Source organism: Rhizobium sp. BK619, assembly GCF_014195245.1.
In the GTDB taxonomy this organism is placed as follows: Bacteria; Pseudomonadota; Alphaproteobacteria; order Rhizobiales; family Rhizobiaceae; genus Rhizobium; species Rhizobium acidisoli.
In genome coordinates this window covers 297,291-315,505 of the sequence record NZ_JACIBH010000004.1, presented here as the reverse complement: position 1 = coordinate 315,505, position 18,215 = coordinate 297,291, and the positions used below count along the sequence as shown (strand labels likewise).

Annotated in this window: 23 protein-coding genes and 1 tRNA gene; 12 read left to right on the top strand and 12 right to left on the bottom strand. The window is 60.4% G+C overall.

Annotation, left to right across the window (positions count from 1 at the left end; translation table 11 throughout):
- Window positions 1-18 precede the first annotated feature (18 nt).
- Both FHX14_RS09645 and FHX14_RS09640 read right to left on the bottom strand, forming a co-directional pair.
- Window positions 19-162 (bottom strand): DUF1127 domain-containing protein, encoded by a 144-nt coding sequence (locus tag FHX14_RS09645; RefSeq protein ID WP_003539017.1) that lies wholly within the window; start codon window positions 160-162, stop codon window positions 19-21.
- 301 nt (window positions 163-463) lie between these two features.
- Complete coding sequence (locus FHX14_RS09640; RefSeq protein ID WP_003586937.1) at window positions 464-610, bottom strand: DUF1127 domain-containing protein; 147 nt, start codon at window positions 608-610, stop codon at window positions 464-466.
- Between the two features lie 871 nt (window positions 611-1,481).
- On the opposite strand from FHX14_RS09640, the gene FHX14_RS09635 reads away from it, so the two are divergent.
- The 5 genes from FHX14_RS09635 to FHX14_RS09615 all read left to right on the top strand — a co-directional run bounded on the left by FHX14_RS09635 (window position 1,482) and on the right by FHX14_RS09615 (window position 5,661).
- Window positions 1,482-2,585, top strand: coding sequence for a DUF2157 domain-containing protein (locus tag FHX14_RS09635; RefSeq protein ID WP_184376962.1), 1,104 nt, complete (start codon window positions 1,482-1,484; stop codon window positions 2,583-2,585).
- On the top strand, window positions 2,582-3,172 hold the full coding sequence (locus FHX14_RS09630) for a GDYXXLXY domain-containing protein (RefSeq protein WP_184376961.1): 591 nt from the start codon (window positions 2,582-2,584) through the stop codon (window positions 3,170-3,172). Before FHX14_RS09635 ends, FHX14_RS09630 begins: the two co-directional genes overlap by 4 nt.
- A gap of 152 nt (window positions 3,173-3,324) precedes the next feature.
- Window positions 3,325-3,409: transfer RNA gene (locus FHX14_RS09625), tRNA-Leu, on the top strand.
- A 171-nt stretch (window positions 3,410-3,580) separates the two neighbouring features.
- Window positions 3,581-5,068: a trigger factor gene (gene tig, locus FHX14_RS09620; protein WP_184376960.1), complete on the top strand. Its 1,488-nt coding sequence runs from the start codon at window positions 3,581-3,583 to the stop codon at window positions 5,066-5,068.
- A gap of 155 nt (window positions 5,069-5,223) precedes the next feature.
- The gene (locus tag FHX14_RS09615; protein WP_012557497.1) at window positions 5,224-5,661 is read left to right on the top strand and encodes a nuclear transport factor 2 family protein; all 438 of its coding nucleotides are present in this window, start codon (window positions 5,224-5,226) and stop codon (window positions 5,659-5,661) included.
- A gap of 52 nt (window positions 5,662-5,713) precedes the next feature.
- On the opposite strand, the gene FHX14_RS09610 is transcribed toward FHX14_RS09615, so the two are convergent.
- The 8 genes from FHX14_RS09610 to FHX14_RS09575 form a co-directional block, all read right to left on the bottom strand.
- The gene (locus FHX14_RS09610) at window positions 5,714-7,489 is read right to left on the bottom strand and encodes a radical SAM protein (protein ID WP_184376959.1); all 1,776 of its coding nucleotides are present in this window, start codon (window positions 7,487-7,489) and stop codon (window positions 5,714-5,716) included.
- 156 nt (window positions 7,490-7,645) lie between these two features.
- Entirely contained in the window at window positions 7,646-8,449 is an 804-nt protein-coding gene (locus tag FHX14_RS09605; RefSeq protein WP_184376958.1) for an endonuclease/exonuclease/phosphatase family protein, read from the bottom strand.
- A gap of 64 nt (window positions 8,450-8,513) precedes the next feature.
- A complete protein-coding gene (gene sthA / locus FHX14_RS09600; protein WP_054183296.1) occupies window positions 8,514-9,920 on the bottom strand; it encodes a Si-specific NAD(P)(+) transhydrogenase in 1,407 nt (468 codons plus the stop codon).
- Between the two features lie 100 nt (window positions 9,921-10,020).
- Window positions 10,021-10,131: a DNA repair protein RadC gene (locus tag FHX14_RS09595; RefSeq protein WP_080518700.1), complete on the bottom strand. Its 111-nt coding sequence runs from the start codon at window positions 10,129-10,131 to the stop codon at window positions 10,021-10,023.
- A gap of 29 nt (window positions 10,132-10,160) precedes the next feature.
- A complete protein-coding gene (radC, locus tag FHX14_RS09590) occupies window positions 10,161-10,988 on the bottom strand; it encodes a DNA repair protein RadC (protein ID WP_003586925.1) in 828 nt (275 codons plus the stop codon).
- A gap of 7 nt (window positions 10,989-10,995) precedes the next feature.
- Complete coding sequence (gene map / locus FHX14_RS09585; RefSeq protein ID WP_184376957.1) at window positions 10,996-11,832, bottom strand: type I methionyl aminopeptidase; 837 nt, start codon at window positions 11,830-11,832, stop codon at window positions 10,996-10,998.
- 146 nt (window positions 11,833-11,978) lie between these two features.
- On the bottom strand, window positions 11,979-12,617 hold the full coding sequence (locus FHX14_RS09580; protein ID WP_184376956.1) for a zeta toxin family protein: 639 nt from the start codon (window positions 12,615-12,617) through the stop codon (window positions 11,979-11,981).
- Window positions 12,618-12,627: 10 nt separating this feature from the next.
- Window positions 12,628-12,804, bottom strand: coding sequence for a hypothetical protein (locus tag FHX14_RS09575; protein ID WP_003586920.1), 177 nt, complete (start codon window positions 12,802-12,804; stop codon window positions 12,628-12,630).
- Window positions 12,805-13,087: 283 nt separating this feature from the next.
- Here FHX14_RS09575 and FHX14_RS09570 point away from each other — a divergent pair, with 283 nt between their 5' ends.
- The 3 genes from FHX14_RS09570 to FHX14_RS09560 all read left to right on the top strand — a co-directional run bounded on the left by FHX14_RS09570 (window position 13,088) and on the right by FHX14_RS09560 (window position 14,379).
- Entirely contained in the window at window positions 13,088-13,747 is a 660-nt protein-coding gene (locus tag FHX14_RS09570) for a TetR/AcrR family transcriptional regulator (RefSeq protein ID WP_037073143.1), read from the top strand.
- A gap of 132 nt (window positions 13,748-13,879) precedes the next feature.
- On the top strand, window positions 13,880-14,053 hold the full coding sequence (locus FHX14_RS09565) for a hypothetical protein (protein ID WP_003586917.1): 174 nt from the start codon (window positions 13,880-13,882) through the stop codon (window positions 14,051-14,053).
- Window positions 14,050-14,379 carry a DUF6105 family protein gene (locus FHX14_RS09560; RefSeq protein ID WP_184376955.1) on the top strand — a complete coding sequence of 110 codons (330 nt, stop codon included), beginning with the start codon at window positions 14,050-14,052 and terminating at the stop codon, window positions 14,377-14,379. The genes FHX14_RS09565 and FHX14_RS09560 overlap by 4 nt, the downstream gene beginning before the upstream one ends.
- On the opposite strand, the gene ruvX is transcribed toward FHX14_RS09560, so the two are convergent.
- A complete protein-coding gene (gene ruvX, locus FHX14_RS09555) occupies window positions 14,319-14,810 on the bottom strand; it encodes a Holliday junction resolvase RuvX (RefSeq protein WP_012557506.1) in 492 nt (163 codons plus the stop codon). The genes FHX14_RS09560 and ruvX overlap by 61 nt on opposite strands.
- Window positions 14,811-14,927: 117 nt before the next feature.
- On the opposite strand from ruvX, the gene FHX14_RS09550 reads away from it, so the two are divergent.
- From FHX14_RS09550 to FHX14_RS09535, 4 genes are all read left to right on the top strand, one after another.
- Window positions 14,928-15,632, top strand: coding sequence for a metal-dependent hydrolase (locus FHX14_RS09550; protein ID WP_184376954.1), 705 nt, complete (start codon window positions 14,928-14,930; stop codon window positions 15,630-15,632).
- A 69-nt stretch (window positions 15,633-15,701) separates the two neighbouring features.
- Window positions 15,702-15,989 carry an Asp-tRNA(Asn)/Glu-tRNA(Gln) amidotransferase subunit GatC gene (gatC, locus tag FHX14_RS09545; protein ID WP_184376953.1) on the top strand — a complete coding sequence of 96 codons (288 nt, stop codon included), beginning with the start codon at window positions 15,702-15,704 and terminating at the stop codon, window positions 15,987-15,989.
- A 56-nt stretch (window positions 15,990-16,045) separates the two neighbouring features.
- Window positions 16,046-17,527 carry an Asp-tRNA(Asn)/Glu-tRNA(Gln) amidotransferase subunit GatA gene (gene gatA, locus FHX14_RS09540; RefSeq protein WP_183693215.1) on the top strand — a complete coding sequence of 494 codons (1,482 nt, stop codon included), beginning with the start codon at window positions 16,046-16,048 and terminating at the stop codon, window positions 17,525-17,527.
- A 103-nt stretch (window positions 17,528-17,630) separates the two neighbouring features.
- Complete coding sequence (locus tag FHX14_RS09535) at window positions 17,631-17,906, top strand: hypothetical protein (protein ID WP_184376952.1); 276 nt, start codon at window positions 17,631-17,633, stop codon at window positions 17,904-17,906.
- 50 nt (window positions 17,907-17,956) lie between these two features.
- On the opposite strand, the gene FHX14_RS09530 is transcribed toward FHX14_RS09535, so the two are convergent.
- Complete coding sequence (locus tag FHX14_RS09530) at window positions 17,957-18,214, bottom strand: YjhX family toxin (protein WP_184376951.1); 258 nt, start codon at window positions 18,212-18,214, stop codon at window positions 17,957-17,959.
- Window position 18,215: the final 1 nt, after the last annotated feature.

The following is an 18,215-nucleotide window of genomic DNA, read 5'->3' as shown; positions in this document are numbered from 1 at the left end:
GTTGTTAGCGACTGGCTATTAACGGAACGAGCGGGATGCGATGTTACGGATGTCGTAACGGCTAACGCCGATATCGGACAGGGTCTGGTTCGAAAGGCCGCCGAGTTCGTTGAGCGTACGGCGGTAGCTGAGCCAGCTTCTTGCAATGCGGATCGGGTTCATTGTCTTTTTCCTCAAACAAATGTCCGCTGGATGGCGGGATCGCCTATCTCTCTGCGGTTGATGTTTATATAGGCGAGAACCGCGCTTTTGTGCAGTGCAAATAAAAGGCGTCTGCTATGCATTTGTGCAATGTGATGCTTGCCAATTAAGCGGTGGATATTTTTTGAGCGGGCTAAAGAAGTACGCAAAGGCGTGCAACCGACGCGGCAGTGCGTCGGGAAAAAGAAAACGCCCGCTGTGGGTACAGCGGGCGTTTCGATCGAGGACAAGCTGCTTGGGAGGAGACAGCGAATGCCTTGAATTAGCGGGCGGAAGCCTCACGGGCAACGCGATGGATGTCCGAACGGTCGATACCGAGGTCGTGCAATTCGCGGTTGCTCATGCGGCCGAGTTCGGTGACGGTCTGACGATACTTGCGCCAGTTATTGAAAGAGCGAGAGAAGTTCATGTTAAGCCCCTTTCCGAGGGTTTGATCTGCCAGCAGCCACTGATCGGCGCTGACCTCTATTTGATGACCGGAATATATGTTGCGGCGCGAAAGAGGAAAACAGCCAAGTTTTCAGATCACCTATGCGAAGTATGCAATGCTCAAAGGCTGTTTGACCAAGATCTACCGCTTTTTGGTCAACGAATAGGCAAAATGATTCTGAGGAAAGCAATCTGGTTTGGCGCACCGAACGGGCGTTCTTGCGTCAAAACGCCGTTCCCTCCGGCGGTTCCGCCTGTGCGTCCACCACAATAAGGCGTTTCGCCTCGGATCGACACCGCCCATGTATGCGCAGCCTCGGCGAGGGCGGTGTGGCGGCAGTGTGGCACGACGGGACCAACCGGCCGAAATCTTGGGACGCCAATGCTTTAATGCGTTTTTGCGCAATAAAACGCCCGCCGGGGGAGGATCCGGCGGGCGCATTATGATGACTGGCAACTGGGAGGAGGAGTGTTGCCAGTCTTATCGCAGCGCGCTTGGGAGGAGGAGTGCGCGGCTGCGAATCTCGTCACGGACAATCATTCCGCGGGCATCCGGCAGAACCGGGCCGGGGCGCCATCCCCGTGCTTCGATGAGTCTTTAAATAGTATGACTAATTGAATTTTTGCAGTGCAATAAATTCATGAGGGATATGCGCAATATGCATACCTCTCCGAACATGCACTTATAATAGCGCTAATGACGTTAGCGGTCGGTTAATACTCGCCCCAATTTAGACCAATGAGGAATTTGTATATTTGTCGCGAGGACGTTTGCGAACCTCGATGCTGCGTCTATAACGACGGAAGCCGCAGCGCCGGAACGAGCGTCGCGGAAGTCAAGGGGTGGGAGCATGTATCGCGGCAGATTGGAGCGGGATCTCTCCCTCTGGGTGGGCAAGGGCCTGCTGGGGCAGGAAACGGCAGGCGCGCTTCTTGCCGAATATGACAGCCGCCCGGCCAGCTTCAGCCTCGGGCGGGTGTTGATGGCGCTGGCGGCGGTGCTGCTGGCAGCCGCCATCCTGCTGGTCGTCGCCTCCAACTGGGAGGCCATCCCCCGGCTTATCCGCGTCGGCGTTATCCTTGCCCTGATCTGGGTGGTGCACCTCGCCGCCGCCCGGATACTCGCCAGCGGTGCGTCAGCGGCGGCAAGCGGCTTGCTGATCATCGGCGCGATGAGTTTCGGCGGCGCCATCTCTCTGGTCGGACAGATGTATCATCTCTCCGGCGACGAGCAGACAGTGATGTATCTCTGGTTCGCCATCGCGACGATCTCGGCGATCCTGTTCCGCTCGGGCGCAGTGGCCGTCGTCGCGGGTTTCCTGTCCTGGGCATCCTTTGCCGTCTATCTCGAGAATTACGACACACATTGGATCGGGCTCGATCCCTGGATGGCGCCCGTCATGGCGGTAATCGTCATCGGGCTGGTGCGGTATACCGGCGCCGAGCGGGCTCGCCATCTCGCCTATCTGCTGCTGATCGGCTGGCTCGCCTGGCTCTATACGCTTTACGAGGAGATCGCCGTGGCGCTTGCCTTCGCGATCGGCGGCATGGCGGCCTTCGTGCTGACGGCGTTGCCGACCCGCTCTGTTGCCTCCCTGGTCAGGAGCGCCGGCGCGGCCCCAGCCTTCTACAGCTTCCTCGTCGCCGCGATCGGCTTCCTGCTGCTGCATATCGAAATCGAGGACGGCTGGCGGCTGGTGGTGCTCGGCTTGGCGACACTTGCCGCCTCGGTGCTGGCGATCGCCCTGCATGGCAGGGACAACGGCGCGGTACGTTATCTCGCTTATACGACCTTTGCCGCCGAGATGCTTTATCTCGCTTCCGTCACTGTCGGCTCGATCCTCGGTACCTCGAGCCTCTTCCTGTTTTCCGGTCTCGTCGTCGCGCTGGTTGCCTGGATCGTCATCCGTCTCGAACGGCGCTTTTCGGCGAATGCACAGGGAGAGAGCGCATGAACTCGCTGATGGCAAGGCTGCACTCCGGCAGGGGCTATCTGCTTTCGGCAATCATCGTCGCCGGTCTGCAGACCGTGATCCTCGGCACGATCATCCAGAGCCGCGCCTCGATCCTCAACAATGGCGCCGAAGTGCTGCTGAAGACGGCGCCCGTCGATCCGCGCGATTTCCTGCGCGGCGATTATGTCGTCTTGAACTATGACATTTCCTCGGTGCCGGTGCAGACGGTCTCGGGCGGCATTCCGGCAGAGCCCGGCGAGCGCACGTTATGGGTTCGGTTGAAGAAGCAGGAAGACGGTTTCTGGACGGTGATCGAATCGTCCTTTCACGAACTGCCACCGCTGCCGGAGACCGTGATCCTGCGCAGCCAGCCCTTCTACAGTGGCGGCCTTGCCGCCGGTGACAACATCCGCGTCGAATACGGCATCGAGCGCTATTACGTTCCTGAAGGTCAGGGCAAGCCGATCGAGGAGGCCAGAAACGGCGGCAATGTCGCAATCGCCGTGCGCGTCTCGCCGGCGGGAAGCGCGCAGATCCGCGGTCTTCTCGTTGACGGCAAGCCGGTTTACGACGAGCCGCTCTACTGATCCGGCGGCACTTCGGAAGGGCGCGGTTTGCGGGCCGCAAATCCCTGTCATTTGCCGTTCATTTTTCCTTTGCCTCGACCAAATCGGGTGATATAGAGACGCCGCGCTCCGGAAGGCCTCATGCGCAGGCTTAGGCATGCGGTTTTGTGAACGCGGGTATGGTGAAATTGGTAGACACGCCAGATTTAGGTTCTGGTGCCGCAAGGCGTGGGAGTTCAAGTCTCTCTACCCGCACCAAGCTGTTTGCAGGCGGGAGATAGTCGTCCCGAATACCCCGCGAGTGCCGTTCCCCTTTGGGTGGAATGATACAGGAATTGGGAAAAGCCACGCGCGGCACGCTGCCGGCGTCGTGCTCATTGAAACGAACGGCGTCTGGGCACGGCCGCCAGGACATGAAGGTAGGAAGACATGCAGGTTATCGAAACGCTCGCTGAAGGGCTGAAGCGCGAAATCAAGGTCGTTATCCCGGCCAAGGACATGCAAGACAAGATGAATGAGCGTCTTGCCGATGTGAAGGACAAGGTCCGCATCAACGGCTTCCGTCCGGGCAAGGTACCCGCAGCTCACCTGAAGAAGGTCTACGGCAAGTCGATCATGGCCGAACTCGTCAACGAGATCGTCCGCGAGCAGCCGTCGGCCATCCTCTCCAGCCGCGGCGAGAAGTCGGCCACGCAGCCGGAAATCGCCATGACCGAGGACAAGGATGAAGCCGACAAGATCCTCGCCGCCGAGCAGGATTTCGAATTCACGCTCTCCTATGAAGTGCTGCCGCCGATCGAGCTGAAGTCGGTCAAGGGCATCAAGGTCACGCGCGAAGTCATCGACATCTCGGACGACGAAGTCACCGAGCAGGTCCTGAAGGTCGCTGAAAGCGCCCGGGCTTACGAGACCAAGACCGGCAAGGCCGCCAACGGCGACCGCATCACCATGGATTACGTCGGCAAGGTCGACGGCGAAGCCTTTGAAGGCGGCACCGACCAGGGCGCCGAACTGGTGCTCGGCTCCGGCCGCTTCATTCCGGGCTTCGAAGACCAGCTCGTCGGCGTCAAGGCCGGCGACGAGAAGACCATCACCGTCACCTTCCCGGCCGACTATCCGGCCAAGAACCTTGCCGGCAAGGAAGCCACCTTCGACGTATCGGTCAAGGATGTTGCAGCTCCCGGCGCCGTCGAGATCAATGACGAACTCGCCTCCAAGCTCGGCATCGAATCTGCCGATCGCCTGAAGGAAATCGTCCGTGGCCAGATCGAATCGCAGTACGGCTCGCTGACCCGCCAGAAGCTGAAGCGCCAGATCCTCGACCAGCTCGACGAGATGTACAAGTTCGAGACCCCGACCTCGCTCGTCGACGCCGAATATAACGGCATCTGGAGCCAGGTGAACAACGACCTCGCTCAATCCGGCAAGACCTTCGAGGACGAAGAGACGACCGAAGAGAAGGCACGTGAGGAATACAAGACGCTCGCCGAGCGTCGCGTCCGCCTCGGCCTCGTTCTCTCCGAAATCGGCGAAAAGGCCGGCGTCGAAGTCAGCGAAGACGAGATGCAGCGCGCCATCTACGATCAGCTGCGCCAGTATCCGGGTCAGGAAAAGCAGATCCTCGAATTCTTCCGCAGCCAGCCGGGCGCCGCAGCTTCGATCCGCGCGCCGATCTTCGAAGAGAAGGTCATCGATCATCTGCTGACCGAAATCGACGTCACCGACAAGAAGGTGACCAAGGAAGAACTGCTCGCCGAGGAAGAAGGCGAGGCGAAGGCTGAAACCAAGAAGGCCGCCCCGAAGAAGAAGGCTGCCGCCAAGGCTGAAGCTGCCGACGCCGGCGAAGGCGAAGAAGCCGCCGCTCCGAAGAAGAAGGCCGCTCCGAAGAAGAAGGCAGCCGACGAAAGCGCCGAATAATCGCTTCCTGGTTCTGATGTTTGAAGGCCCCGCCATCGTGCGGGGCCTTTTCTATTGCGGGCATCCGGCAGTCCCCCGTCTTCATCCGCAACAACAAATAGTTGCAATAAAGTATAATTCGGCGCAGATTTGCCGGTGGGTGGAGGGACCTGAAAATGACCGCAAAGAACGACATGAAGAAGCTGGTAGAGGATATCTATGCTGTGCGTGGCCGCGGCGATATCGAGGGCACGCTGGCGCTGTTCGGGGAGGATTGTACCTTTCGGATGGCCGGCAATGCACGGATGGCGCCTCTTTCGACTGAATCCGGCGGGCCTGCCTTTCGTCAGGTGATAGAGCAGCTCATCACTGTCTGGGATCTATCCAAGATCAAGACAACCGGCATTTATGTGGACGAGGACGAGCATATGGTCTTCGCCCATCGCGAAGGTGAGGTCCGGCACATCCCATCGGGCGTGAGCTTCCATACGGAATTCGTCGACAAAATCCATTTCAAGGATGGGAAACCAGTCAAGATCGTCGAATTCGTCGACACGCTGCAAGTGGCTGAGATAGCCCAGATAAACCAGGTCGCTCAAACCTCAAGCCGCTAAAGCGTATCGCGTCGAACGTGATCCGTGCGACGCGCTCTAGCGGAATTGCAATTCAATGCGCGGTCCGCGTCAGCTCCGCGACTTTCCTCACATGGCTGACGGCAGCAGTGCCGCCGGCTGTTTTGGTGAAGAGGCTGAGTGTCTCTTCCTCATCGTCGGCGACCGGCGTCAGGGCTTGATCCATATAGGTCTTCGACTTCGCTTCCCTTGAAATCAGGAATGCCGAAATCGTCAGGCCGATGATCGTGCCGGCGAGCGAAGCATGTTTTCTGAAGGTTTCCCAGGCAAAACGCGGCCAGAAGACCAGCGGATTTTCGCGCGGCAGGTCGGGACGCCGCTCTGAAGGTGTCTTCAGGCGCAGGAGGCCGCTCTGCAGCGGATGCACGTTTTCCAGCGGCACGGTGGTTGCGAAGGAGACGAGAACCTTGACGAGTCTTGCGAGCGGTACCCCGGTCGCCACGGCCCGGCGCAGCAGCGTCTTCATATGATCAGCTGAATAATAGAGCGCCCAGGCCTCGTGGTAGATGTCTTCCCACTCCTGCTTGCTCATCTTCGGATGCGCGGTGCAGACGTGCTCGACATCGTAGATGTTGAGATCGGCGTCCATCTCGACATTCTTCTTCCACAGAACCTGATGATCCTCGGAGCCGGGCAGCGGCGTCAGGATGAAGAATTCGATGACGTCGAGCGGCAGCTCTTCCTGGATGATCGCGATGTCGCGGCGGATCGATTCCGGCGTATCGGCGGGGAAGCCCAAGATATAGCCGGCGAGCGTCATGATGCCCTGCGCCTTCCAGGCGAGCAGCATCTTGCGATATTCGGTGATCTTGTTCTGGTTCTTCTTGGCGGCCGTCAGATTGTCAGGGTTGACGTTTTCGAGGCCGATGAAAACGCGGGTGACGCCGGCCCGCCGGGATTTCTCGATAAAATTCGGGATCTTGTGGCAGAGCGTGTCGACCTGAATCATCAGGCCGAGCGGAATGCCGTCCCGCTCCTTGAGTTCGATCAGCCGGTCGAAGATCGCTTCCCAATCCTTGTTGCGAGCGAAATTGTCGTCGGTGATGAAGAATTTATGGATGCCCTGCGCCCAGTTCATCCGCACCAGCTTCTCGACGTCGTCGGCCGAGCGGAAACGCGACTTGCGTCCCTGCACGTTGATGATGGTGCAGAACGAGCACTGATAGGGACAGCCGCGTCCGGCATCGAAGCTGGTGCTGAGCCCGAGCGTGCGCTGGATATTGTCCTTCGGCAGGAAAGGAACCGGCGTGCCGCCGATGCCGGGAAGGTCGTTCATGAAATTATAGAGCGGCTTCAACTCGCCGCTCGCGGCATCGCGCAGCACCATCTCCAGCCGGCCCTCGGCCTCGCCGGCAAACATCGAAATGCCCATATCGCGGCAGGCTTCGAGCCCGACCGCCTTGCCGTCCAGCATCGACAGGCAGCCGGAAACATGGAAGCCGCCGATCGAAACCGGCAGACCGGCATCGCGGAAGGGCCGGGCGATATCGAGTGCGCGCGGATATTGGTTGGTCTGGACGCCGACCAGCGCGATCATGCCGAAATTGTCGTGGCGCTTGAACTGTGCGAGCAGCCCGGCGAAGTCGATCCGCGTATTGGTCTCGTCGATCACGGTGATGTCGATCGCCGTATCGGGCCCGAGCACCTTACGCTCAGCGCATTCGGCAGCGATGCCATAGAGAGCCGCGAGCGAATTGGAAGGGATCATCGCCCGCCACCAGCGGATGACATAGCCGTCGTCGTCATAATGCGACGGCTTGATCAGGATTAGCTGAAAACGTCGGCGCGCAGCTTCCAAGACATGGGACAAGATTATCTATCTTTCTTCAGAAGCTTTTGCCGGAGGCAAAATGGCGTTGAATGCATCTATCAGGCATGGCGTATCAATACGATTCAGGCGGTCAAACTAAGGCGTAAAAAACGGCGCTGCACGCAAAACGCTTCTCGCAGCACATTCCTCAATATACTACCCGATATCGAGCAGCAATGCGCGGTGGTCGGAGACCTCGGGCGCCTCGACCACCTCGAACCTGGCAATCTTCACCTCCGGTGTGACCAGCATGTAATCGGCAAAGCGGCCATGCTTCAGATAGTAGGAGGTTCGCGTGTCTACAAGGCCGTTTCCGGTGACGAGTTCGGAAAGCCCGAGTCTGGCGAGAATCGTGAAAGTCTCGCTGTCGGGCAATATGTTCAAATCGCCACAGACAACGAGCCCTTCACCGCCGGGCCAGACGCGCTCGACAAGCGCAACCAGTGCGGCGGCCTGCTTCTTACGCGCCGCCGTGTCGTTTTTGCCGGCCGGATCACGCAGGCCATGCATATGGGCGATGGTCAGGCTGGAAGCGTTCTCATGGCTGACGATGCGGATGCAATGGGCGTTCCGCGGCCGCGGATGTTCACCCCAGCCATTGGCGGAAAAACTGCCATGCACGAAGTCCAGCCCCTGGGCGATGACCGAATGCGATTTGCGCACGAAGGTCGCCAGCCCGAATTCGGCGGCAATGGCGCTATCGCCGTTAAATAGCTCGCCTCTCGATGTCGGGCAGAAGAAGCCGTCGTGGCCGGGCAGGGCGGCGCTGATCTCTGCAAACAGATTGGCGCGCTGCGGCAGTTCCAGCCCGGCATCCCGATAGATCGACCATCCCCAATCCGCACCCGGCGCCCGCAGCACCTCCTGCAGGCACAGCACGTCCGCCTCGGCCTGCCTGATATAATCGATCAGGGCCTCATGCAGCCTGCCGCCCCAGGCGTTGAGCGAAATGATGCGCAATGTCGTTCGGCTCCGTTTTTGGACGGCCGGATCGAGTCGACAGCTCTGTCGTCCGGGATGCGTTCTAAAGTTCCGACTTGATGTCGCCCATCCGGTTCCAGGCGTCGAGGCCGGCGATCTTGTAGGCTTCGGCAAGCGTCGGATAGTTGAAGGTGTTTTCGACGAAATATTCGACCGTGCCTTTGAGATTGAGCACCGCCTGGCCGATATGCACCAGCTCGGTGGCGCCTTCGCCGACGATATGCACGCCGAGCAGGCGGCGTGTCTTCAGCGAGAAGATCAGCTTCAAAAGCCCGGTGTCGAGGCCCATGATATGACCGCGCGAGGTTTCGCGGAAACGGGCGATGCCGCATTCATAGGGAATGCCGCGCTCCTTCATCTCCTCTTCGGTCAGGCCGCAGGTGGAAATCTCCGGCACGGCATAGATGCCGTAGGGGAAATATTTCGGCGGCTCCTTGGCAACCGCGCCGATCGCGACGCGGGCGGCGATGCGGCCCTGTTCCATCGAGGTCGAGGCAAGGCTCGGAAAGCCGACGACGTCGCCGGCGGCATAGACGTTGGCAACCGATGTCTGGAACGTTTCCGGATTGACCTTGAGACGGCCGCGGCTGTCGGCTTCGAGGCCGATGGCCGGAAGGTTCAATGCGTCGGTCGCCCCCATGCGGCCGGCGGCAAACAGCACCATGTCGGTCGTCAGGCGGCGGCCGCTGTCGAGCGTCAGCTCGACCTTGCCGCCCTCAAGCGTCTCCACCTTGTCGGCCTTTTGGCCGAGCAGCAGCTTCATGTTGCGGTCGCGCAGCTGGTAGGTGAAATCCTCGACGATTTCCTTGTCGATGAAGTCGAGCATCGTCGCCTTCGGATCGATCACGGTCACGGCCGTGTCGAGCGCGCTGAAGATCGTCGCATATTCGATGCCGATGACGCCGGCGCCGATAACGACCATCGAGCGCGGCAGCTCCTGGATATCGAGCAACTCGTCGCTGTCGAGAACGGTCTTGCCGTCGAAGGGTATGTAATCGGGGCGGAACGGCTTCGTGCCGACGGCAAGCAGCACGCTGGCGGCGGTGACCTGGGTAATCTCGCCGTCATCCTTGATCACCTGCAGCGTCGACGCATTGATGAAGCTCGCCTTGCCGCGAATATGCTGCACGCGGTTGCGGGCGAACTGGTGTTCCAGCACCTCGACCTCGTGGTTGAGCGTGATCAGCAGACGGCGGCGCAGGTCATCCGCACTGATCTCTTCCTTGACGCGGTAAGACCGGCCGTAGAAGCCGCGTTCGCGCCAGCCGGAAAGATTGAGCGCGGTCTCGCGCAGCGTTTTGGAGGGAATGGTGCCGGTATGCACGGAGACGCCGCCGACGCGTTTGCCCTGCTCGATGACAAGCACCTTCTTGCCGAGTTTCGCAGCCTGGATCGCGCCGCGGCGCCCCGCGGGACCGCTACCCACCACAACAAGATCGTACTGAAGCATCATCTGGCCCCGGATTGGAAATGGAATCATTTGCGACGCAAAGATGTCGCCCGTCTATCGGTAGCCGGTCAATGTTACAGATTGTTTTACAAGTGCCGTTTCAGCCGGATCTGTGTTTTATCAGCGTCGGGCCCGTAAGGCCGACATCGCCGTTGATGATGTGGTCATGGACGATGATATCAAACGCATTCGCCGCGTCGATGATCACCATCGTCAAATCGATGTCAGCGCGCGACGGCTTCAGATCAACTTCAGCCCCTTCAGGCTGACATGGCCATCTTTGCCGATGATGACGTGGTCGTGGACGGTGATATCGAGCGCCTTGGCTGCCTCGATGATCACCTTCGTCATGTCGATGTCGGCGCGCGACGGCGTCGGGTCGCCGGAGGGGTGGTTGTGCACGAGGATCATCGCCGTTGCCGAAAGCTCGAGCGCACGTTTGACCACCTCGCGCGGATAGACCGGCGTATGGTCGACGGTGCCGCGGCCCTGCACCTCGTCGGCGATCAGCACGTTGCGCTTGTCGAGGAAGAGGATGCGGAATTGTTCGCGCGTCTCATGCGCCATGGCGGCATGGCAATACTGGATGACCGAGGACCACGAGGACAGCACCTGCTTGCTCCTGAGTTCGCTCTTCAGCGTCCGGTGGGCGACGGTCGAAATCAGCTTCAGGTCGAGCGCCACGGCCTCGCCGACACCCTTTACCTCCGTCAGCAGCGCCGCCGGTGCGCCGAAGACGCCGGCGAGCGAGCCGAAGCGTTCGATCAGCGCCTTGGCGATCGGCTTGGTGTCGCGCCGCGGGATCAGGCGAAAAAGCAGGAGTTCGAGAATTTCATAGTCGGCAAGGGCGGTGTCGCCCTGTTCGCGGAAGCGGTCACGCAGCCGCTCGCGATGGCCGTGATAATGCTCCTGCGCAGCGAGCGAAGCGGGCAGGGCGGCCTTGGCATTCGGCGCGGCCGTTTTTTGCGGCTGTCCGCCGAAGAACGAGCGTTCGTCGGCGGCAACAGGCTCTTCGGTCTCGAAAGGCAGCTCGTCGTCGGAAGATGTCGCTACCGGCCCCTTCGCCATCGGATCGTCACCCGGCAAACGATGGCAGGCCGGGGCGGTCGAGCCCGCCGGGCGACAGGGTGAAGATCTCGCAGCCGTCGGAGGTGACGCCGACGGTGTGTTCGTACTGCGCCGAAAGCGACCGGTCGCGGGTGACCGCCGTCCAGCCGTCGGCCAGCACCTTCACATGCGGCCGGCCGAGGTTGATCATCGGCTCGATCGTGAAGATCATGCCTTCGCGCAGTTCCGGCCCCTCATTGGCGCGGCCGTAATGCAGGATATTCGGCGAATCGTGAAACAGCCGGCCGACGCCGTGGCCGCAGAAATCACGCACCACCGAGCAACGCTCGGCCTCGGCATAGGTCTGGATCGCCTCGCCGATTGCGCCGGTGCGGGCGCCGGGCCTGACGGCGGAAATGCCGCGCATCAGCGATTCATAGGTGACCTCGAGCAGTCGCTCGGCGGCGCGCTTGATCGTTCCGACAGGATACATCCGGCTGGAATCGCCGTGCCAGCCGTCGAGCACGAAGGTGACGTCGATATTGACGATATCGCCTTCGCGCAGCGGCTTGTCGTTCGGAATGCCGTGGCAGACGACATGGTTGATCGAGGTGCACGTCGATTTGGTGTAGCCGCGATAATTCAGCGTCGCCGGATGGGCGCCGTGATCCATGCCGAAATCGAAGACGAACCGGTCGATGTCATCGGTCACCAGCCCCGGCTTGACGACGTCGGCCAGCGCATCGAGGCAGCGCGCGGTCAGCTGGCATGCCCTGCGCATGCCCTCGTATGCTTGCGCGTCGTAAAGCCGGATGGCGCCCGTATTCTTCGAGGGCGCGGAAGAGGCTTCTATATAGTTCACCATTGCAGGGCCTTAGCGGAGAATATTAGAATTGTTCATAATGCAGCTATGCCGGGTTCGTCCATCGCGATCAACCGTCGGGGTGAGATTTCTGAAAAGATACGGCCCGGGACGGTCAGCCCGCTCTTTGAAAGTAAAGTCGTTCGTTGTCACTTCGATGCGGCGGACACCGATTTCCTGAAGCCGTCATGCACCCAAATCAACCCGTAGGCCTCGCAGACCTTGGCCGCCATAAGGCGATGCAGCTCTTGGCTATCGTCGATGTCGAAAGATTGGACCACGCCGCCACTGATGGCGAATACCGCGTGCGGTTCAAGGCCGCTGTTGTCAATCAGCAAAACCTCGTCCGCGATCGTCAGGGCGTCCGTCAGCTTTGCCAGCGATCCCTTGTGCCGCCTCCGGATGTCGGCTTCAGGAATGTTGTGTCCGCCCTTCTGGACGCGCTGCCTGACGCGCTCCACGTTCGTTTCTACGGAATCCAGGGCCACATAGTAGAGATCGACTTTGAAACCAGCCGACTTCGCCTCGCGCATCAGCCGGAGAGATTGCTGGCTGCTCAGTGTTGTCTCAAAGATGAATGATTGCCGGGTTTCGATCATCTCTGCGATCCGGCGAAGGGCGACCTCGGAAGCTCGCCGTTCCTTTGACTTGCCGTCGTCGCTCTCAGGCAGAGACTTGGCAATCTCGTCGGCATTGATCCATACGCCTTCAAGATCGAGCTTCGCGAAGGCGGATGATTTGCCGGAGCCGTTCGGCCCACCAAGGATGATGCACGTCAATTCCGGCATGAAGCGATTGCTACCTTACTGTAGCAGGAGCGCGATCCTTGTTACGCTCACGTTTCGCCCGATCCTTAGCTTCGTTCTGTCGATCCTTGGCAGAGATCGTCAGACCCATGCGACGGCTTTCGGCCAACGCTTCCCGGCCGATTTGCTTGAGCGCTTCCTTGTTTTCTCGATACTTCCGCAACAGCATCGGCAATCTCCTATTCGTTGCCAACATAATGCGTCAGGCCGTCGGCTGCAAATTTCTCTTGTTCCAGGTTCCGCCCGCAAACAACACCGGTTGCAACAGGTCGCGGGAGACGGCTTTTAAGCCCTGTCGCCGGGTAACCCAACCACGGATCGCCTGCCGGTCCTCGTTCGCCGTCAAATCATTGGCCAGGATTGAATATCCACAATCTTCTCAAGAGGATAGGATTGATTGCGTGAAACCTCCCCGCTACTCACCGATTGGTGACAGCGGGGAAGGGTCGTTCGTGCTTGATGAAGCGGTAAAACTTGAAAATTTGCCTGAGGTCGGCGGCGAGCCGGAACGGCGTGTGCGGGATCGCGGCGCCACGGAGCGCGCCATCCTTGCCGCTGCCAAGGGGTTGCTGGCCGAGGAAGGCTTCCAGAATTTCGGCATCAATGCCGTCGCCCGCCGTGCCGGTTGCGACAAGCAGCTGATCTATCGTTATTATGGCGGTCTTGACGGATTGGTCGAGGCGATCGGCGCCGATCTCGGCACATGGGTCAGGGATCGCATTCCGGAAGACGCCGGCGGCATGTTCCTGCTCACCTATGGCGACCTGATGGAGCGGCTGTCGCTTCTCCTCCTCGAAGCCTTGAGGAACGATCCGCTGATGCGACGCATCCTCGCCTGGGAGATATCTGAGAACACCGAGCAGGTGAGGCGGCTTTCCGAAGCGCGTTCGAAGGCGCTCGCTCTCTGGCTGGAGCGCATGCGCGGCTCGCTGGCGCCGCCGAAGGGCGTCGATGCCGCAGCCGTCAATGCCGTCATCATCGCCGCGATCCAGCATCTCGTGCTTGCCGCTGCAAGCGGCGGGCAGTGCGCCGGTCTGTCGCTGAAGACGCCGAAGGACTGGGAGAAGGCGGCGACGGCGCTGAAGCGCATCGTGCGCGGCGTCTACGGCTGACAGCTCATTCATCCACAGGCAGCGGCTGCCGCGTTAACCTTAATGAATGGTTTACGTTGCCTGGCCTCGGTTAACCCGACAGTGTGGAGGGGAGCAGAGATGGAATGAGTAAGAGCCCCCGAGTTGACATCAATGGGAACCAGGATCGCCAAAGCCGCCTTTCTCGTGACTGCGATGATGTTTTTCGCAGTCCTGGCGCTGGATATCGCAATTCCGACGCTGGTGCTTTGCATCATGGCATTGTCGACCCGGTTGGTTTCCCTCGATCTGCCCGTCGCGCGCAAGCATGGAGGAGAGGCCGCATGAAGTGGTTTCTGATCTTCTGGGCCGGCCCCATCGTCTTTCTGGGCGGATGGTACTGGCTCTCCTATTACGACATGAATTTCGGCATCTTCATGCTGTCGCGGCAGGTGCATGACCTGACGTTCCAGCTGTATGGCGAGGTCCTCGGCATTCCGCCGGAAACCATTCCGCCGCTCGTTGCCCGTGCGATCGCGGTCGACAGTCTCGTCGTCTTCGCCATCCTCGGTTTCCGGAAACGCAGGTCGATCGTCGCCTGGTGGAAGGCGCGTCAGCTGAATTCGTCTCCATCGGATCTCGCCAGCAAGGAAAGCCTGTCGAGCGCGCCTTGAAGGATGAAGCTCGCGGCGGCCGAATCGATCCGTTCGGCCCGCTTGGCGCGCGAGACGTCCATTTCGAGCAGCGTCCGTTCAGCCGCTACCGTCGATAACCGCTCGTCCCAGTAGACAAAGGGCAGCGCCGTCTTCTGCTCCATGTTGCGCACAAAGGCGCGCGTTGCCTGCACCCGCGGACCTGCCGATCCGTCCATGTTCATCGGCAGGCCGATGACGAATCCCGCGACCTTTTCCGCTGTCGCAAAATCCATGAGCGCCTGCGCATCGATGGTGAACTTGACGCGCCGGATCACCGGGCGGGGCGTGGCGAAACGCCGCCCGAGATCGGACATCGAAAGCCCGATCGTCTTGGTGCCGAGATCGAGGCCGGCAATCGCCTGCCGCGGGGCAAGCGTCTCGGCCATTTCCTCGATCGTCAGCACCGTCATCGCCATTTCATCCCGTCAAAAGAAATTGAAGTCGCCGCCGCTTTTCTTTGCGGCCGCATGAGATATGTCCATAGCATCCAAACAGGCTTTTGCATCACGTAATAAAGGAGAGATTTCATGAAGATCACCTGGCTTGGCCATTCCGCCTTCCGCATCGAGACCGGAAAAGCGACGATCCTGCTCGATCCGTTCCTCAGCCATAACGCTTCCTTCTCCGGCCAGGATATCAAGCATGTCTCTTCAGGCGTTACTCATATCCTGCTGACGCATGGGCATGGCGACCATGTCGGCGATACAGTGGCGCTTGCCAAGGAAACCGGCGCCGTTGTTCTCGCCAATGCCGATCTCGCTGCCTGGCTCGGCTCCAAGGGTCTCGACAGGCTCGAGATGGGCAATACCGGCGGCACGATCGCGCTCGGCAGTTTCTCGGCGACCTTCACCAATGCGCTGCACTCGTCCGCCCAGATCACCGAAGACGGCGTCTCGCATGCGCTCGGCAATGCCAACGGCCTGATGCTGCATTTCGACGATGAAGCCTCGATCCTCGCCATGGGCGATACCGACATCTTCGCCGACATGGCGCTGATCAATGAATTGCACCAGCCCGATATCGGCCTCGTGCCGATCGGCGACCGCTTCACCATGGGCGGCGCGGTGGCGGCCCTTGCCTGCCGGCGCTACTTCAACTTCAAGACGGCGATTCCCTGTCACTTCGGCACCTTCCCGATCATCGAGCAGACGGCCGATAAATTCGTTGCCGGCATGGAGGGATCGAAGACCGAAGTGAAGGCGCTGAAGCCCGCCGCGAGCCTGTCGATCTGACGAAATCCCGTTGCACCGGGCGGACATGGCCTTTATAGCGGGTAGGAAAAATCCCATCCGGAGAATGCCATGTCCGTCGATCTTGCCACCGTGAAGCGCGTCGCCCACCTTGCCCGTGTTGCCGTCTCCGAAGACGAGGCAAATCGCATGGTCGGTGAGCTGAACGGCATCTTGGGCTTTGTCGAGCAGCTCTCCGAAGTCAATGTCGATGGCGTCGAAGCGATGACATCCGTCACGCCGATGGCGATGAAGAAGCGGACGGATGAGGTGACCGACGGCAGCAAGGCCGCCGATATCGTCGCCAATGCGCCTGTCACCGATCACAATTTCTTCCTGGTGCCGAAAGTCGTCGAATAGGGCTTCAAGCCTCGTTCCGACCCTGTTGCCATTTTCAGATCTGAAGCGAAAACATCATGAGCGAACTCACCAGCCTGACCATTGCCGAAGCCCGCCGGAAGCTGCGCGCCAAGGAAATCACCGCACTCGAACTGACCGAGGCCTATATCTCGGCGATTGATGCCGCCAATGGCCATCTGAATGCCTATATAAAGGTGACGCCGGATCTCGCCCGCCTGATGGCGAAGAATTCCGACGAGCGTATCGCTGCCGGCAAGGCCGGTGATCTCGAAGGCATCCCGCTCGGCATCAAGGATCTCTTTGCCACCGTCGGCGTGCATACCCAGGCCTGCAGCCACATTCTCGACGGTTTCGAGCCGCGTTATGAATCGACAGTGACGCAGAACCTCTGGGACGACGGCGCCGTCATGCTCGGCAAGCTGAACATGGACGAATTCGCCATGGGCTCGTCCAACGAGACCTCGCATTATGGCGCGGTGATCAATCCCTGGCGTGCGGCAGGTTCCAACCAGCAGCTCGTTCCTGGCGGCTCCTCCGGCGGCTCGGCCGCGGCCGTCGCCGCGCATCTTTGCGCCGGCGCCACCGCAACCGATACCGGCGGCTCGATCCGCCAGCCGGCCGCCTTCACCGGCACCGTCGGCATCAAGCCGACCTATGGACGCTGCTCGCGCTGGGGCACCGTCGCCTTCGCCTCTTCCCTCGACCAGGCAGGCCCGATCGCCCGCGACGTGCGCGATGCCGCGATCCTTCTGAAGTCGATGGCCAGCGTCGACGCCAAGGACACGACCTCGGTCGATCTGCCGGTGCCGGATTATGAGGCAGCGCTTGGCCAGTCGCTGAAGGGCATGAAGATCGGCATTCCAAGCGAATACCGTGTCGATGGCATGCCTGAGGAGATCGAGACCCTCTGGCGCCAGGGCATCGCCTGGCTGAAGGATGCCGGTGCCGAAATCGTCGACATCTCGCTGCCGCACACCAAATACGCGCTTCCGGCCTATTACATCGTCGCTCCGGCCGAGGCATCCTCGAATCTGGCGCGTTACGACGGCGTGCGCTACGGCCTGCGCGTCGACGGCAAGGATATCGTCGACATGTACGAGAAGACGCGCGCCGCCGGCTTCGGCAAGGAAGTCAAGCGCCGCATCATGATCGGCACCTATGTGCTGTCGGCCGGTTACTACGATGCCTATTATATCCGCGCCCAGAAGGTCCGGACGCTGATCAAGCGCGATTTCGAGCTCGCCTTCGACGCTGGCGTCGACGCCATCCTGACGCCGGCGACCCCGTCGTCCGCCTTCGGCGTCGCCGATGAGAACCTCGCTTCCGACCCTGTGAAGATGTATCTGAACGACATCTTCACGGTCACGGTCAACATGGCGGGCCTGCCGGGCATCGCCGTGCCCGCCGGTCTCGACCAGAAGGGCCTGCCGCTCGGCCTGCAGCTGATCGGCAAGCCCTTCGACGAGGAAACCCTCTTCAAGACCGCTCACGTCATCGAGCAGGCAGCCGGCCGCTTCACGCCGGCCAGGTGGTGGTAACGGATCTAACGATCCGGCTCTTCCACAAGCATGAGTGTCGAATGCGAAAAGGTGCATTTCAAGAAGCGGTTGGCTGATCAGTAACGGGCATCAGGAGGGGCTAGTGGCAAGCAATGATCTCAAGCGATTGATCGAAGCCGCCGATCGCCTTGCCGTCGGCGGCTTTGTCATGGGCGCGGAGTGGCAGGAGGTCCATGAAATCTGCCAGCGCCACGAAGGCGAACAGCCGTTCGACTGGGGTCATGCTCTCTGCCATCGCATCGAGGGCGACGACTGGAATGCCGATTACTGGTATCGCCGCGCCGGCAAGAGGCGCGGCACGGGCACGATGGCCGAGGAATGGTCGGCGATGCGGTCAGAACTTTCTGCAAAGGCTTGAGGCTGAGCTCTGACCGCGTCGGTTCGAGACGCGGTCAGGATGGTTGAGTATTACCTGTTGTTCAGCTGCGACCTGACCAGCTTCAGCCCTCTTTCGGTGATCCGATAGGGCTGGCCGCTCGAGGACTTGATGGCTCTCAGCCGCTTCAGCCTGCGGAAGAGATCGAGGTCGACGCCGGGATAGAGCCAGCCATCGCGGGTGAAGCAGCTGACTGCCTCGATCTTCCTGTCGTCGTCGCGGCAAATTTCAATGCGGCCGCCTTGGGCCATGAGATGCAGGATGCGCTGCTCCGTGCGGGAAATGTCCATG

Excerpts from the sequence above, each read along its gene's own strand:
- ruvX (WP_012557506.1), bottom strand. The coding sequence starts at position 14,810 with ATGACGGTGCTGACGATCGAGGAAATGGCCGAGACGCTTGCCCCGCGG.
- FHX14_RS09575 (WP_003586920.1), bottom strand. The coding sequence starts at position 12,804 with ATGCTGTTGCGGAAGTATCGAGAAAACAAGGAAGCGCTCAAGCAAATC.
- FHX14_RS09580 (WP_184376956.1), bottom strand. The coding sequence starts at position 12,617 with ATGCCGGAATTGACGTGCATCATCCTTGGTGGGCCGAACGGCTCCGGC.
- tig (WP_184376960.1), top strand. The coding sequence starts at position 3,581 with ATGCAGGTTATCGAAACGCTCGCTGAAGGGCTGAAGCGCGAAATCAAG.
- FHX14_RS09560 (WP_184376955.1), top strand. The coding sequence starts at position 14,050 with ATGAAGTGGTTTCTGATCTTCTGGGCCGGCCCCATCGTCTTTCTGGGC.
- map (WP_184376957.1), bottom strand. The coding sequence starts at position 11,832 with ATGGTGAACTATATAGAAGCCTCTTCCGCGCCCTCGAAGAATACGGGC.
- FHX14_RS09550 (WP_184376954.1), top strand. The coding sequence starts at position 14,928 with ATGAAGATCACCTGGCTTGGCCATTCCGCCTTCCGCATCGAGACCGGA.
- FHX14_RS09565 (WP_003586917.1), top strand. The coding sequence starts at position 13,880 with ATGGGAACCAGGATCGCCAAAGCCGCCTTTCTCGTGACTGCGATGATG.
- FHX14_RS09630 (WP_184376961.1), top strand. The coding sequence starts at position 2,582 with ATGAACTCGCTGATGGCAAGGCTGCACTCCGGCAGGGGCTATCTGCTT.
- FHX14_RS09615 (WP_012557497.1), top strand. The coding sequence starts at position 5,224 with ATGACCGCAAAGAACGACATGAAGAAGCTGGTAGAGGATATCTATGCT.
- FHX14_RS09645 (WP_003539017.1), bottom strand. The coding sequence starts at position 162 with ATGAACCCGATCCGCATTGCAAGAAGCTGGCTCAGCTACCGCCGTACG.
- FHX14_RS09595 (WP_080518700.1), bottom strand. The coding sequence starts at position 10,131 with ATGGTGATCATCGACGCGGCGAATGCGTTTGATATCATCGTCCATGAC.
- FHX14_RS09635 (WP_184376962.1), top strand. The coding sequence starts at position 1,482 with ATGTATCGCGGCAGATTGGAGCGGGATCTCTCCCTCTGGGTGGGCAAG.
- FHX14_RS09530 (WP_184376951.1), bottom strand. The coding sequence starts at position 18,214 with ATGGACATTTCCCGCACGGAGCAGCGCATCCTGCATCTCATGGCCCAA.
- sthA (WP_054183296.1), bottom strand. The coding sequence starts at position 9,920 with ATGCTTCAGTACGATCTTGTTGTGGTGGGTAGCGGTCCCGCGGGGCGC.
- gatA (WP_183693215.1), top strand. The coding sequence starts at position 16,046 with ATGAGCGAACTCACCAGCCTGACCATTGCCGAAGCCCGCCGGAAGCTG.
- radC (WP_003586925.1), bottom strand. The coding sequence starts at position 10,988 with ATGGCGAAGGGGCCGGTAGCGACATCTTCCGACGACGAGCTGCCTTTC.
- gatC (WP_184376953.1), top strand. The coding sequence starts at position 15,702 with ATGTCCGTCGATCTTGCCACCGTGAAGCGCGTCGCCCACCTTGCCCGT.
- FHX14_RS09640 (WP_003586937.1), bottom strand. The coding sequence starts at position 610 with ATGAACTTCTCTCGCTCTTTCAATAACTGGCGCAAGTATCGTCAGACC.